This window comes from Micromonospora sp. NPDC005161 (assembly GCF_053599855.1).
In genome coordinates this window covers 46,989-60,492 of sequence record NZ_JBSFYQ010000020.1, presented here as the reverse complement: position 1 = coordinate 60,492, position 13,504 = coordinate 46,989, and the positions used below count along the sequence as shown (strand labels likewise).

The 13,504-nt window shown below is 69.8% G+C and carries 12 protein-coding genes; 6 read left to right on the top strand and 6 right to left on the bottom strand.

Annotation, left to right across the window (positions count from 1 at the left end; genetic code table 11):
- Positions 1–70: 70 nt before the first annotated feature.
- The 4 genes from ACWD5O_RS20080 (at position 71) to ACWD5O_RS20065 (ending at position 5,508) form a co-directional block, all read left to right on the top strand.
- Complete coding sequence (locus tag ACWD5O_RS20080; RefSeq protein WP_450086187.1) at positions 71–1,609, top strand: sugar ABC transporter ATP-binding protein; 1,539 nt, start codon at positions 71–73, stop codon at positions 1,607–1,609.
- Positions 1,606–2,670, top strand: coding sequence for an ABC transporter permease (locus ACWD5O_RS20075; protein ID WP_387329081.1), 1,065 nt, complete (start codon positions 1,606–1,608; stop codon positions 2,668–2,670). The genes ACWD5O_RS20080 and ACWD5O_RS20075 overlap by 4 nt, the downstream gene beginning before the upstream one ends.
- Before the next feature lie 23 nt (positions 2,671–2,693).
- The gene (locus ACWD5O_RS20070; RefSeq protein ID WP_354965812.1) at positions 2,694–3,698 is read left to right on the top strand and encodes a substrate-binding domain-containing protein; all 1,005 of its coding nucleotides are present in this window, start codon (positions 2,694–2,696) and stop codon (positions 3,696–3,698) included.
- Positions 3,699–3,816: 118 nt separating this feature from the next.
- Positions 3,817–5,508 carry a family 43 glycosylhydrolase gene (locus tag ACWD5O_RS20065; protein WP_450086186.1) on the top strand — a complete coding sequence of 564 codons (1,692 nt, stop codon included), beginning with the start codon at positions 3,817–3,819 and terminating at the stop codon, positions 5,506–5,508.
- 53 nt (positions 5,509–5,561) lie between these two features.
- Here the strand turns inward: ACWD5O_RS20065 and ACWD5O_RS20060 are convergent, their stop codons facing one another.
- The 3 genes from ACWD5O_RS20060 to ACWD5O_RS20050 all read right to left on the bottom strand — a co-directional run bounded on the left by ACWD5O_RS20060 (position 5,562) and on the right by ACWD5O_RS20050 (position 8,860).
- A complete protein-coding gene (locus ACWD5O_RS20060; protein ID WP_450086185.1) occupies positions 5,562–6,185 on the bottom strand; it encodes an OmpA family protein in 624 nt (207 codons plus the stop codon).
- Positions 6,169–6,750, bottom strand: coding sequence for a hypothetical protein (locus tag ACWD5O_RS20055; RefSeq protein ID WP_450086184.1), 582 nt, complete (start codon positions 6,748–6,750; stop codon positions 6,169–6,171). Before ACWD5O_RS20055 ends, ACWD5O_RS20060 begins: the two co-directional genes overlap by 17 nt.
- Positions 6,751–7,078: 328 nt before the next feature.
- Positions 7,079–8,860, bottom strand: coding sequence for a glycoside hydrolase domain-containing protein (locus tag ACWD5O_RS20050; RefSeq protein ID WP_450086183.1), 1,782 nt, complete (start codon positions 8,858–8,860; stop codon positions 7,079–7,081).
- A gap of 189 nt (positions 8,861–9,049) precedes the next feature.
- Here ACWD5O_RS20050 and ACWD5O_RS20045 point away from each other — a divergent pair, with 189 nt between their 5' ends.
- Together ACWD5O_RS20045 and ACWD5O_RS20040 are read left to right on the top strand one after the other, a co-directional pair.
- Entirely contained in the window at positions 9,050–10,003 is a 954-nt protein-coding gene (locus ACWD5O_RS20045; protein ID WP_450086182.1) for a hexose kinase, read from the top strand.
- Entirely contained in the window at positions 10,000–10,833 is an 834-nt protein-coding gene (locus tag ACWD5O_RS20040; RefSeq protein ID WP_450086181.1) for a class II fructose-bisphosphate aldolase, read from the top strand. The genes ACWD5O_RS20045 and ACWD5O_RS20040 overlap by 4 nt, the downstream gene beginning before the upstream one ends.
- A gap of 15 nt (positions 10,834–10,848) precedes the next feature.
- On the opposite strand, the gene ACWD5O_RS20035 is transcribed toward ACWD5O_RS20040, so the two are convergent.
- Genes ACWD5O_RS20035 through ACWD5O_RS20025 form a run of 3 tightly spaced genes read right to left on the bottom strand, consistent with a single transcriptional unit; the run spans position 10,849 to position 13,457 of the window.
- Positions 10,849–11,673: a DeoR/GlpR family DNA-binding transcription regulator gene (locus tag ACWD5O_RS20035; protein WP_387329102.1), complete on the bottom strand. Its 825-nt coding sequence runs from the start codon at positions 11,671–11,673 to the stop codon at positions 10,849–10,851.
- On the bottom strand, positions 11,670–12,596 hold the full coding sequence (locus tag ACWD5O_RS20030) for a carbohydrate ABC transporter permease (protein WP_354965805.1): 927 nt from the start codon (positions 12,594–12,596) through the stop codon (positions 11,670–11,672). Before ACWD5O_RS20030 ends, ACWD5O_RS20035 begins: the two co-directional genes overlap by 4 nt.
- 3 nt (positions 12,597–12,599) lie before the next feature.
- Positions 12,600–13,457, bottom strand: a complete 858-nt coding sequence (locus ACWD5O_RS20025; protein ID WP_450086180.1) for a carbohydrate ABC transporter permease — start codon at positions 13,455–13,457, stop codon at positions 12,600–12,602.
- Positions 13,458–13,504: the final 47 nt, after the last annotated feature.

Sequence of the window (13,504 nt, the reverse complement as noted above, 5' to 3'; positions counted from 1 at the left end):
TCGGAGGCCCAGAGCACGGGTCTCCGACTCCGTCCAACCCAGATCCCGCAGACGAGCCACGAGGTGCCGCATGACAGATCGGCCGCTGGTCCGGATGACCGGCATCGGCAAGCGGTTCGGCGGCGTGCACGCCTGCCGCGACATCGACCTCACCGTCACCGCCGGTGAGGTGCACGCGCTGCTCGGCGAGAACGGAGCCGGCAAATCCACGCTGATCAACGTTCTCTCCGGTGTGATCACCGAGTACGACGGGACGATCGAGGTGGACGGGGAGCCGGTGAGCTTCGGCGGCCCGGCCGATGCGCAACGCGCTGGTATCGCGACCATCCACCAGGAGCTGGACCTGGTGGCCGGGCTGTCCATCGCGGAGAACATGTTCCTCGGGCGGGAGCCGCGCACCCGCCTGGGTACCGTCGACATCCGGGAGATGCGCCGGCGGGCCGCGGCGCACCTGCGGACACTCGGCGCCGACCTGGACCCGCGTCGGCTCGTGGGGTCACTGCGCGTCGGCGAGCAACAGCTGGTCGAGATCGGCCGGGCCCTGTCGCTGCGCGCGCGAGTCCTGATCATGGACGAACCCACTGCGGCACTGGCCGACGCCGAGGTCGAACGGCTCTTCGCGACGATCGCCGAGCTGCGCCGAGCCGGAGTCGGCATCGTCTACATCTCGCACCGGATGGCGGAGATCGAGGTCATCGCGGACCGGGTCACCGTGCTGCGCAACGGCAGCGTCGCCGGCACCGTCGACCCACGGGTCGCCTCCCGCGACGACATCATCCAGCTCATGGTCGGCCGGTCGGTCGACGCGCTCTTCGGCGAGGGCCGCAACGAACCCGGTGACGTGCTGCTCGACGTACGAGGGTTCGCCGTGACGCCCCGCCGGCCGGTACCCGGGCGGACCGAGCCGGCCGGCGTGGACCTCACGGTGCGCTCCGGAGAGATCGTCGGCCTCGCCGGGTTGATGGGCGCCGGGCGTACCGAACTGCTGGAGACGTTGTTCGGCGCGGGCGGCTCCGGCCGGCACACCGGCCAGGTGCTGATCGGCGACCGGCCGTACCGTCCGGGTGGGCCCCGGGCGGCACTGGCGCACGGGGTGGCGTTCGTGCCCGAGGACCGGCGCGGCGCGGGGCTGATGCTGGAGCACTCCGTGGCGGACAACGTCGTGCTCTCCGCGCTGTCGTCGCTGACCACACTCGGGCTGGTACGCCGCCCGCTGCTGCGCCGAACGGTCGCCGCACAGCTCACCACCCTGGCGGTGAAGGCGGCGTCACCGTCGATCGCCGTGGCCACCCTCTCCGGCGGAAACCAGCAGAAGATCGTGTTCGCCAAGCAACTGCTGATGCGTCCGCGACTGCTCCTGCTCGACGAGCCGACCCGAGGGGTGGACATCGGCGCCAAGGCCGAGATCTACCACCTGCTGCACCGGCTCGCCGACTCCGGCATGGCGATCCTGCTCGCCTCGTCGGAGCTGCCGGAGCTGCTGAGCCTCTGTGACCGGGTGGTCGTCCTGCACCGCGGTCGCACGGTTGCCGTGCTGCCCCGCGCCTCCGCCACCCAACAAGCCATCCTCGCCGCGGCCAACGGGGACGACGTCAAGGAGTCTCGATGAATCCGCCCAACCCCACCAGCCTCGCCGAATCGCCGCCGGAGACACCGCCCCGCCGCCGGGCGATCCGACTGCCGAACGACCGGCAGGCGATCGTCGACAACTTCTTCCGATTCCAGAGCCTGTTCGGGCTCGTCGCTGTCTTCCTCATCGCGATCGCCGTGTCGCCGTCCCGCAACGGCGAGAACGTCTTCCTCAGCTCCGGAAACCTCGCCAACATCGTCCGGGCGGTCTCGGAGATCGGCATCATCGCCGTCGGCATGACGTTCGTCATCCTGATCGGCGGCATCGACCTCTCCGTCGGGGCGGTGCTCGGGCTCGCCGCGGTCGGGTCGGCCACCCTGATGGTCGACAGCGGCCTGGGCATCGTGCCGACGGTCCTGATCGTGCTCTTCATCGGCACCGCGTTCGGGGCCACCCAGGGCGCGATCGTCGCCCGCCTCGGGATCCAGTCCTTCATCGTCACCCTGGCCGGCCTGCAGGCGGCCCGGGGCATCGCCCGGATGTGGTCGGGCGGGCTGGGCATCCCGATCGCCTACGGCGACGGGCCGCAGGAGGCGCCCGAGACGTTCTCGCTGCTGAGCGGCTCGATCAACGGGGTACTACCGGTGCCGGCCCTGCTCTTCCTCGCCATCGGCGTCGGCGCGCTCCTCGTGCTGCGCAGCACCGCCTTCGCGCGACACGTCTACGCCATCGGCGGCAACGAAAAGGCCGCCCGGCTCTCCGGCGTGCCCGTACGGCGCGTCCGGGTCACCGTCTTCGCGATCTCCGGCCTGCTCGCCGCGCTGGCCGGGATCATCCACGCCGGTCAGCTCAACCAGGGCAGCCCGAACGACGGTGCCGGCTACGAACTGGACGCGATCGCGGCCGTGGTCATCGGCGGGACGAGTCTCGCCGGTGGCAGTGGATCCATGGGCGGCACGATCGCCGGCGCCCTGCTGCTCGGGATCCTGAACAACATCCTCGCCCTCAACAACATCGACGCGAACGTGCAGCTGGTCGTCAAGGGACTGGTCATCGTCGCTGCCGCCGCGTTGCAGAGGCTTCGTCCCCGCATCGCCTGACCCACCACCACCATGGAGGAAACATGCGCTACGCCCGAAGAGCCATCACGATCCTCACACTGGCCGCGCTCGCGGTCACCACGGGATGCAGCGTCGAGAAGGACGGCGGCGACGGTGGCACCGACGCCTCCTCCCAGTGCGGCAGCGGCAAGGAGTTCCTGATCGGCATGTCGCAGGCCAACAACGCCGAGCCGTACCGGCAGGTCATGAACGACGACGTGACCACCGCGGCGAAGGCCGTGCCCGGGTTCCGTGTCGTCGTCTCGGACGCGGCCCAGGACAACAGCAAGCAGGTCGCCGACGTGGAGAACTTCCTCTCCCAGCAGATCAACCTGCTGATCATCTCGCCGAACGAGGCGAAGCCGCTCACCGGCGTGGTGAAGAAGGCGTACGACCAGGGCATCCCGGTCATCGTGCTCGACCGCAAGGTCGAGGGTGACGCGTACACCGCGTTCATCGGCGGCGACAACGTGGCGATCGGCAAGGCGGCGGGCGAGTACTACGCCAAGACGCTGCTGCCGCAGGGCGGCAAGGTCGTCGAGATCTCCGGCCTGCCCGGCTCCACCCCGGCCGCCGAGCGCGCCCAGGGCTTCCGAGACGGCATCGCGAGCAACCCGAAGATCGAGATCGTTGCCACCCAGACCGCTGAGTGGCTGCGGGAGAAGGGGCAGAGCGTGATGGACGCGATGCTCAAGGCCCAGCCGGACATCGACGCGGTGTACGCGCACAACGACCCGATGGCGGAGGGCGCCTACCTGGCGGCGAAGGCCGCCGGCAAGGAGACCGCGATCAAGTTCACCGGGATCGACGCGTTGCCGGTCCCGTCCGGCGGCATCAAGGCGGTCGAGCAGGGTCGCCTGCAGGCGACGTTCCAGTACGCGACCGGCGGACGCGAAGCGATCGACCTGGCCAAGAAGATCCTGGTCGACTGCACGAAGGACGTGCCGAAGTCGACGACCCTCGGCACGATGCAGATCACCAAGGACAACGCTGTGCAGGCCTACACCGAGCTCGGCGGCAAGCAGTAACAGTTCCGCGGCTGCGGGCCCGCCGCGATGGCTGGGCGGGCCCGCACCACCGAACGACCGGCGAATCAGCCACCGGAAGCCGTCACCGCAAACCCGCATCGAGCCCTGGAGGAAAGCGATGTCCCGCCTACCGTCCCGCGTTGGCCGGCTGTCCGTGCTGCTAGCGGCCGCCCTGAGCCTGATCGCGACACCGGTTCCGGCTTGGGCGGCCGACCCGCCTGCGATCGACAACCAGCCGTACGAGAACCGGTCCACCGTGGTCGGCGCCGGTGACTTCGTGCCCGTCTACGACCCCAGCGTCGGCGAGAACGAGCGCTGGTACTACAACGACCACACCATGGTGCGCGACCGCCGTACCGGCGAGTGGCACATCTTCGCGATCACCCACGCTGAGCCCGCCAACCCGCTCGACGAGCGGTTCTTCGGCCACGCCACGGCGCCGTCTCCGCGCGGGCCCTGGACGAAGCAGCCGTTCGCGCTGGAGGCCGACCCCGCCGCCGGCGAGAGCCACATCTGGGCGCCGTACGTCCTGTTCCACGGCGGCACGTACTACATGTACTACGCGGGCGGCACGGCGGACCACACGGCCTACCGGATGCAGCTGGCCACGTCGAAGGATCTCAAGACCTGGACCCGCCACCCGGCGAACCCCCTGTTCACCGACGGCTTCGACGGCCGGGACCCGATGGTCACCCGCGTCGGCAGCCAGTGGGTGATGTACTACACCGCCAACAGCACACCGGCCGGTGGCCACCACATCGTCGCCTACCGCACCAGCCGGGACCTGGTGCACTGGGGTGCCCGGCAGACGGCCTTCGAACACCCGGCCACCGGCACCTTCGGCGGACCGACCGAGTCGCCGTTCGTGGTGCGTCACGGCGGATCGTGGTACCTCTTCGTGTGCTGCGAGAGCGGATACCAGGACACCCGCGTCTACCGCAGCGCCGACCCCTTCCACTTCAGCGTCGACCAGTTGGCGGGGCAGATCAACGCGCACGCCGCCGAGGTGGTCAAGGACGACTCCGGCACGGGCGACTGGTACGTCACCGGTGCCGGCTGGGGCCAGGGCGGACTCTGGCTGGCACCGCTGCACTGGCGTACGCCGGTGGTGACGAAGGGCCGCGTCGTCACCACTCCCTACTACCGCGCCGTCGTGCAGACAGCACCTCAGGCCCGGCTGGTCTCCTACGACGCCGACCCCGCCGGACGTGGTGAATACCGACCCGTCACGGACTCGTCGTCCCGCTCCACGGCGCCCTACCTCGCGGTCGGAGCCTTCGGGCCGACCGACGTGGCGGGCGCCGCCAGGGACGTGACCGTCTCCGCCGACGGCACCGACCTGAGCCTCAACGGCATCCCCCTCGGAGACGAGCCGGTGACCGCCGACTGGCGGTTCCGGTTCGATACGGCCACCACGGACCTCAGCCTCGTCTGGCACGTGGCCGGCCCGACCACCGCGCCGGTCTGGGAAGCCGCCTGGAACCTGGACTCGGCCCTGCCGCGGCTCGGTGACCCCGGCCAGCAGGACAGGGACGGCGACGCCGCGGGTTTCACCAGTTGGACACTTGCCACCGACGACACGACCACGCTGGTGGCCGCCTACCGCGCCGGCTCGGCCTGGAGCGAGGACAACCGGTGGTTCAATCGCCCCAGCGGATCGATCGCATGGCAGCCGCTGTGGCAGCCCGGCGGACGGTCGATGCCCCTTGGTGACCTTCCCGGGGGAGCCTGGCGGCTCGGGGTGAGCGGGACCGCCGCGGACACGTCATTCGCCGAGGCGCTGGCGGCAGGCCTCAACGGCGCGAGGTAGCGGCCCGGTTGTCCCGTCGGGGTGTCGGGGCGGTGGACTCGGGTCGGGTCCGATCACTTGTCGAACCGGATCTCGACGCGTCGATTGTTGGCCCGGCCCTTCGGGTTGTCCTTGCCGTTCAGGGTGTTCGGCGCGACGGGTCGGGTCTCCCCGAAGCCCTTGACCTCGTAGGTGATCTGGCTGCCGGCGAGTCCCACGGCCAACTCGTTCCGGACCGCCTCGGCTCGTCGACGGGACAACGTCAGGTTCTGCGCGTCGTGACCCACCGAATCAGTGTGTCCGAAAATCTGGACCTTGCCGGCGGCCTGGGTGCGCAGCCGTCTCGATATCTCGGCCAGCCGGGTACGGGCGGCCGGGGACAGATCGGCCTTGCCGAAGGCGAAGAGGACGTCCGCCGCCAGGGTCAGCTCGATACGCCCCCCGGACTCGGCCTCCAGGCTGTGGCCGTCGAGGTCCTCGGTGCGCAGATAGATGTCCTCCATCGGCGCCCGGATGTCGATGATCGGCGCGCTCACCTGCTCGCCGGGCCCAAGCGTTGGTCCGGGCACGGGGGCGGTCCCCGACGACGGCGTCGACGTCGGCGCAGACCAGGCGACGGCCGGTTCACTGACCAGCAGCAGAGCCAGCGCGGTCGCGGTCGCGGCCAGCGCCGTCTGCCGGCTAACCGAGCGGGACATTCTCGAAGACCGGAACTCGGGGGATGACGACATCAACGGCGGTGACGTCGTCCGGTGGGGCTCCGAACATGGCGTACAGGTCCACCGACTGACCGGCCTCGACGAATACCGATGAGAGGCCCGACGAGGCGAGGTACTTCACCTGGCCGGGTGTCGCGTCCGGGGCGCCGCTCCGCGCGACCAGGTGCCGCTTGCGGTTCTTCCGGTCGATCATCGTCACGCCGGAGAACGCCAGGGAGATGGTCTCACCTTGAAAGGCGCTGCCAATCTGCCAGCGGTCCGGGCTGTCCGTGGTGTTCGTGCGCGTCATCCGGACATTGAGGTTGACGAACCCGCTGTCGCGTCGCAGCTGGTACAGCTCCACCTTCACCGGGAAGAGTTTGCCGCTGTCGCTGATCTGGATGTCCCGGCTCGCGATCGGGGAGCCCAGTTCCTCGGGCTGACCCGGCGCGGCACCGATGGTGTCCTTCGAGTCCTTCGTGGCATCTGAGCCATCGGTCCTGTCGATGCTGCTGCATCCGGCGAGGACCAGGGCCACCGCTATCGCAAGCGAACCGGCGGCCATTGTGTTGCGCGAACGCACGGATTTCCTCCCCGTAGGCTGTCCGACTGCCAGTGACTCCCGACGACCGCTTGATCGTGGAGGAGCCCCTGCGTCCGTGCCGGGCCGCGACCGGCCCCTGGGAGACGGTAGTAGACGGCACCGGATCGGCAAATGCTTATGCGATGGCCCGGGAGGGTGGAGCGTTGCGGGCATGCGGGGCCGCGACGGCCACCGCCCGCTCTGTCGAGGCAGCCTGTGAGGGCGCTCGCGGCCGATCAACGGTGGCCGCCACAGGTCACGCGACACGGCGCGCGTGGCACGCTGCCGCCGTGTCGCGTGATGCCGGTGGTCAGTCGGTCGGGTATTCCGCCAGTGCCTCGACGACCGCCGCTCGGGCGTCGAGCAGCGCCTGGTAGGCGGCCGGTCCGGGGGTGGCCGCGGGTTCGACACCGGCCAGTGCGGCCACCCGCGCCGGGTGGTCCTGGCCGCCGCGTTCGGCTAGCTGGTCGAGCAGGGCGAAGTCATCCTGACCGTCGCGGAACAGCTCCCACCGGATGCTCGACACCGGTCCGTCCTTGCCCGGGTAGACGAGGTACTCGTCGCCCTGCCGGTAGCGGTAGGACCCGTCGGTGTACGGGTCCTGCGGCCACGAGTTGTACGCCCAACGCAGGTAGCCGTCGAGGTTGCGTTGTGCGCTGAGCCAGGACAGCACGCGTGCGCCGAGGGGCGCGGCCGGGGTCACCGTGTTCGGGTAGGCCGGGTTGGACCAGGTGTAGAAGGTGGTCTTCTTGCCCTCCGCCCGGCGCCGGTCGATCATCTCCTGCGACCAGTGGTCAACGTCGGAGTAGTTGAGCGACAGGTCCTGCGCGAACGCGTCGGTGCTCGCGGATCCGGCGATCGCGATCTGGTCGACGAAGACCGGTGCGACCTCCCGGACCAGGTCGATGGCCACCTGCATCTCGCTCGCGGGCCGCTCGTCGAAGGCGAGGTAGGTCCGGTCCAGCCAGCCCCGGTCCCGTACGTGGTCCTCGAACGCGACGAGGAACGCCGACCAGGCGTCCTTCCACTCCGCGCCGCCCAGTGAGACCTCCTGGTCCACCCGCTGACCGGTCCGGGTGTCGGTGTAGACGACGTGCTGGTAGCCGCGGAACATCAGCAGCCCGAAGGCGTGGATGTACGGGCCGATGCCGGCCCGCATCCCCTCCTCGACCAGACGGTCCCAGTTGGCGAAGTCGAAGGACCACTGCTCGCCGTCGTGGAACCAGTCGACGGCCGAGTGGTACGGCACGTAGGTCTGCGACCGCCACTGGCCGTCCGGCCACAGCACCGGCCACGGGTCCTCGGCTATTGCCGAGTTGATGACGCGTTGGCCGCGTGAGGCCAGGTCCTCCAGGTACGGTCGGATGGCCTTGAAGTGCTGGTCGGACCACAGTTCGAGGCCAGCCTGGTCGGCGATGGTGTCTGGCTGGAACCAAAGATTCAGGTGGAAGTCCCGCTCGGCGACCGGCGGCAGGGTCACGTCGGCGATCTTCACCGTGAGGTCGTACTCGATCGGCTTGACCCTGTGGGCGGTCACGGTGATCCGGCTGCGATAGGTGCCCGGGCGGGCGTCCGGTGGTACGGCGAGGGTGAACCAGACCGGCTGCGCCTGGCCGGCGGGCACGTCCACCCGGTCGACCTCGCGCAGCGGGTCGGCGATCATCCCGCCCCGGTCGTCGGGGATGTAGGCGGGATAGCGGACCTGGATCGCCTTCGAGATCGCGCCGCCCTTGCCGGTCGGCTTCAACGGACCAACCTGCACCCGGAGTTTTTCGAGGTCCTGGGCGCTGGCCACGGCGAGTTGGGCGGACGCTTGTCCGCCCCGGACGGTCGCCAAGGACAGTTGCCGGGCGTTGCCGGTGGGCACCGACTCCGGGGCGACCTGCGGGACGCGCTCGAACGACGAGGACGCGAAGTCGCCGGTCGGCACCCATGTCTTGAGGGCGTCCGCGGGCGGCCGTGCGCCGGCCGGAGTGGGTGCGGCGACGGATCCGACCAGGAGCGCGACGGCTGCGAGCCCGACGCTGAAGCGGCGTGATCGGACCACTGTGGTCGGTGGATGGGTGATGTTCGACGGTGCGGGAGGAGGCATGTGATCAACTCCTGTGAGCGATATTGCCGGCATCCGACGGATAGCGATCAGTATTGATCAGCGTCCGGCGCGAGGCAAGAAGGGGGTGCGCGATAGCGACGGCTTTTTGTTAATATCGAGCACGAAACTCCATGCCGGAGCGCCGGCGCCAGACCCCCGACGAGGAGTCGCGATGACCGAGCGGGCAACGTGATCCTCGCCGTTGCGCCGAATCCGGCGCTCGATGTGACCTATGGGCTGGGGGAACTGCACCGGGGCCGGGTGCAGCGGGTGCGGACCGTCAGCGAACGCCCCGGTGGCAAGGCCGTCAACGTCGGCCGGGTGCTTCACGAACTGGGGGAGCGGGTCCTCGTCACCGGCATGTCCGGCGGTCCGGGGGGCGCGGCCCTGCGGGCCGCTCTCGACCGGGCCGGCGTGCCGGCCGACCTGCTCGACGTACTGCCGGACGTCCGGCGCACGCTGGTCGTACACGAGACCAACGGAGTGACGACGTCGCTGTGGGAGCCTGGCTATTCGCCGATGGACCCGCCGGCCGCCGCCAACGCCCTGACCCGGCACGTGAGCGAACTCCTGGCTGGTGCCGACGCGCTGGTCGTCTCCGGCAGCCTGCCGCCCGGCGTGGACCCGGGGCTTCCGGCCCGCCTGGTCGACGCGGCGGTGGCAGCCGGAGTGCCGGCCGTCGTGGACGTCAGCGGCCCGGCCCTGCGGGCGGCGGCGACTGCTGGCGGGGCGGTGCTGATGCCGAACGCGGACGAGATGGCCGAGTTGGTCGGTCACCGGCCCTCGACGCCGGCCGAGGCCGTACGGGCGGCCCGCCGGCTGCTGCCCCCCGCCGGCCGGGTCGCCGCCGTCGTGCTGACCCTGGGCGCCGACGGGATGGCCGTGGTGCGACCGGATCGGGCCATGCTGGCCGCGCCACCGGAGCGGATCGAGGGGAACGCGACCGGCGCCGGGGACGCGGCCTGCGCGGCCGTCGCCCGGCAACTCGCGGCCGCCGGGTCGCTGGACGCCGTCGACTGGCACGGCCTGCTCGTCGACGCGGTGGCGCTGTCGGCGGCAGCGGTGCTGCGTCCGGTCGCAGGTGAGGTAGACGTCCATGCCTACCGGCGCTGGCGTGATCAGGTGAGAGTGGAGGAAGCATGACTCTGGCTTCGATGGCGGAACTCGTCATCCCGGCAGCGCGGGACCGCCGGGCCGTCGGGGCGTTCAACGTCATCCAGCTTGAGCACGCCGAGGGCATCGTGGCCGGCGCCGAGAGCGCGGTACGCCCGGTGGTGCTGCAGCTATCGGAGAATACGGCCCGCTACCACGGCAGCCTGGCGCCGCTGGCGCTGGCCTGCCTCCGGATCGCGGCGGAAGCGTCCGTGCCGGTCTGCGTACACCTGGATCACGCCACCCGGCGTGAGCTTGTCGAGCAGGCGGTCGAGCTCGGCGTGCCCTCGGTGATGGTCGACGCGTCCGGGCACTCGTACGAGAAGAACGTCGCCCTGACCGCGGAGCTCGCCGCCTGGTGTCATTCGCGGGGGGTCTGGGTCGAAGCCGAACTCGGTGCGATCGGCGGCAAGGACGGCGCGCACAAGCCCGGCGTACGGACCGATCCGGACGACGCGGCCGCCTTCGTCGCCGCCACCGGTGTCGACGCGCTCGCAGTCGCGGTCGGCTCCTCGCACGCGATGCTGAGCCGTGACGCGGTCCTCGACGACGAACTGATCGCCGCGATCGCGGCGAAGGTGCCGGTGCCACTGGTCCTGCATGGCTCGTCCGGGGTCTCCGAGGCGGGCCTGCGATCGGCAGTCGCGCACGGGATGTCGAAGATCAACATTGCGACCCATCTCAACGCGGTCCTCACCGGTGCGGTCCGGCGTGCGCTCGCCGCCGACGAGAACCTGGTCGACCCGCGCAGGTACCTCGGTCCGGGCAGGGATGCGGTGGCCGGGCAGGTCGCCCACCTGGTCACCCTGCTTGCCCCGTGACGGCGCGGGCGGGCCTCAGGCCAGCAGCACGTTGACGCCGGCGGCGCGCAGGTCGGCCACGACCTTCGCGTCCGCGCCGTCGTCGGTCACCAGGGTGTCCACCGCGTTGACGTCGCAGATCCGGGCAAAGGAGTGCCGGCCCAGCTTCTCCGAGCCGGCCACGACGACGACCCGACGGGACCGGCGGACCATCGTCGCATCGATGCCGGCCTCGCCCTCGTCGTGACAGGACGTGCCGCCGTCGGGGGAGAACGCGTCGACCCCGAGGATCAGCACGTCGAGCCACAGCTCGTTCAGAACCATCGTGGCCAGCGGCCCGGTCAGCTCGTACGACTGGGGCAGTGCCACACCGCCGAGGATGACGGTACGGACGTGGCGTCGCAGCACCATCTCCGTGGCGATGTTGAGTGCGTTCGTCACCACCGTCACGGCCGGCCGCTGAACGGCCTGGGCGAGGTCGACCCGCGCGGCGAGACGTCGGGCCGTCGCGGACGTGGTGGTGCCACCGTTGAACGCGACGACGTCGCCCAGTTCGACGAGCTCGCAGGCGATGGCGGCGATGCGCTCCTTGGCGCCGTTGTCGCCCCGGCCCCGGTAGCGGACCGGCAGGTCGTACGAGACGGACGTGGCCACGACCCCGCCGTGCGTCCGAGCCGCCAACTGCTGTTCCGCCAGGGTGGTGAAGTCCCGTCGGACCGTCGCCTCGGAGACCTGCAGGGCGCTGGCCGCCTCGGCGACGGACAGCCTGCCGCGCGCGCCCAGGATGTCGAGCAGCGCCTGCAGGCGCTGGGCACGGTCGCGGCCGTCCGCCCGGTCGGCGGCGGCCTCGACCGTGCTCACTTGATGGCCCCCGCCGTGAGACCTGCCACCAGGCGCTTTTCAACCAATGCGAAGAGAACGATCACGGGCACGATGCCGACGATAGAGACTCCGAAGACGTATTGCCATGCCGAGTCGTACTGACCGACGAATTTCGTGATGGCGACGGTCAGCGGCTGGTTCTCCGCCGTGGTCAAGATGACGAGGCTGGCCGCGAACTCGTTCCAGCACGCGACGAAGGTGAAGATGATCGCGGTGACGATGCCCGGCCAGACCACGGGCAGGGTTACCCGCCGCAGCGTCTGCAGTTTGCTGGCACCGTCGATCATTGCCGCCTCGTCTATCTCCTTGGGCACCCCGGCGAAGAAGCTGTGCATGATCCACACCGCGAAGCTGAGGTTGAACGCGCCGTTGACGAGGATCATAGCGAGCCAGGTGTCGTCGATACCGATCGCGAGGAACTGCCGGAACAGTCCCGCCGCGAGTACGGTCGGCTGGAGCATCTGGGTCACCAGGACCAGGAGCAGGAACGCCAGCCGCCCGGGAAAGCGGTGCTTGGCCGTGTAATAGGCGGCGGGCATGGCCACCACCAGGACCAGCAGTGTCCCGCAGGCAGAGATGATTATCGTGGAGACGAGGTTGTAGGCGAGCGGCGTCTCCGGCGTGGACCACATCGACGTGTAGTTCGAGGGCACCCATTCGGTCGGCAGGTAGGTGGCCGGAATGCGCACGATCTCCGAGTGCCGCTTGAACGAGCCGATCACCATCACCAGGTAGGGCGCCAGGAAGAACAACGCGACCACCGCGCCGGCCAATGCCATCAACCACCGGCGACCGCCGCGCGGATGCCCGCCGCGGCTCCGGGTACGACTGTTGTGTCCGCTGGCGCGCACCGACTTCGTGACGCGCTCATCGCCCTGAGATCTGGTTGCCGTCGTCGCCAAGGCTCACTCGTCCCTCATCGGCCGGACAACCCGGAGGTAGATACCGATGACCGCGAGGACGATGACGAAGTTCACGACGCTCAGTGCGCTCGCCGTCTCGACCTGGCGGTCCTGCTGGATGTATTTGAAAATCAACGTGGTGGTGGTGTCCGCGTCGTACCCGGGAATGCTGCCGGTCAGTGTGCGGAGAATGGGCAGCGAGTTGAAGACGTTGATGATGTTGATCAGCACGGCGACGGCGATCGCTGGCCGTAGGACCGGGAAGATCACGCTCCAATAGGTCCGCACCGAGCCGGCGCCGTCCACCGCGGCGGCTTCCAGCACCTCGCGCGGCACCATCTGCAGCCCGGCGAGGATCGTGTACGTGGTGAACGGCAGCGAGACGAACACCGCCACTCCCATGGCCACCAAAAAGGCCGGCACCGGCTGTCGGGTGAAGCCGAACCCGGTATCCAAGATCCCGAGGTCGACCAGGAACTGGTTCATGACCCCGTAGAAGGGATCGAGTCCGTAGTAGAAGACGGTGGCCGTCATCACGACACTCGCCGCCCACGGGACGATGACCGCGAGTCGAACCAGTCGGCGACCAGGGAAGGCCTTGTCCAGGAATTGCGCGAGCGCCATGGAGACGAGCACGGTCACCACGACGACGCCGACCACCCAGATCGCGGTGTTGAGCAGCACCCTGCCCAACGCGGGGGAGTCGAACAGCGTCACATAGTTGTCGAACCCGGCCGAGCCGCGGTCCACCCCGACCGGCGACACGTCCCGGGTCGAGGTCCAGACCAGATAGCCGGCCGGGAACAGGACGACGGTGACGATCAGGGTCAGCGCCGGCATCAGCCATGGAAGTGCCGCCACCAGGTCTCGGCGTGCCTGACGACGCGTCGAGATCGCGGGTGCCGGCA

Excerpts from the sequence above, each read along its gene's own strand:
- ACWD5O_RS20080 (WP_450086187.1), top strand. The coding sequence starts at position 71 with ATGACAGATCGGCCGCTGGTCCGGATGACCGGCATCGGCAAGCGGTTC.
- ACWD5O_RS20075 (WP_387329081.1), top strand. The coding sequence starts at position 1,606 with ATGAATCCGCCCAACCCCACCAGCCTCGCCGAATCGCCGCCGGAGACA.
- ACWD5O_RS20070 (WP_354965812.1), top strand. The coding sequence starts at position 2,694 with ATGCGCTACGCCCGAAGAGCCATCACGATCCTCACACTGGCCGCGCTC.
- ACWD5O_RS20065 (WP_450086186.1), top strand. The coding sequence starts at position 3,817 with ATGTCCCGCCTACCGTCCCGCGTTGGCCGGCTGTCCGTGCTGCTAGCG.
- ACWD5O_RS20060 (WP_450086185.1), bottom strand. The coding sequence starts at position 6,185 with ATGTCCCGCTCGGTTAGCCGGCAGACGGCGCTGGCCGCGACCGCGACC.
- ACWD5O_RS20055 (WP_450086184.1), bottom strand. The coding sequence starts at position 6,750 with ATGGCCGCCGGTTCGCTTGCGATAGCGGTGGCCCTGGTCCTCGCCGGA.
- ACWD5O_RS20050 (WP_450086183.1), bottom strand. The coding sequence starts at position 8,860 with ATGCCTCCTCCCGCACCGTCGAACATCACCCATCCACCGACCACAGTG.
- ACWD5O_RS20040 (WP_450086181.1), top strand. The coding sequence starts at position 10,000 with ATGACTCTGGCTTCGATGGCGGAACTCGTCATCCCGGCAGCGCGGGAC.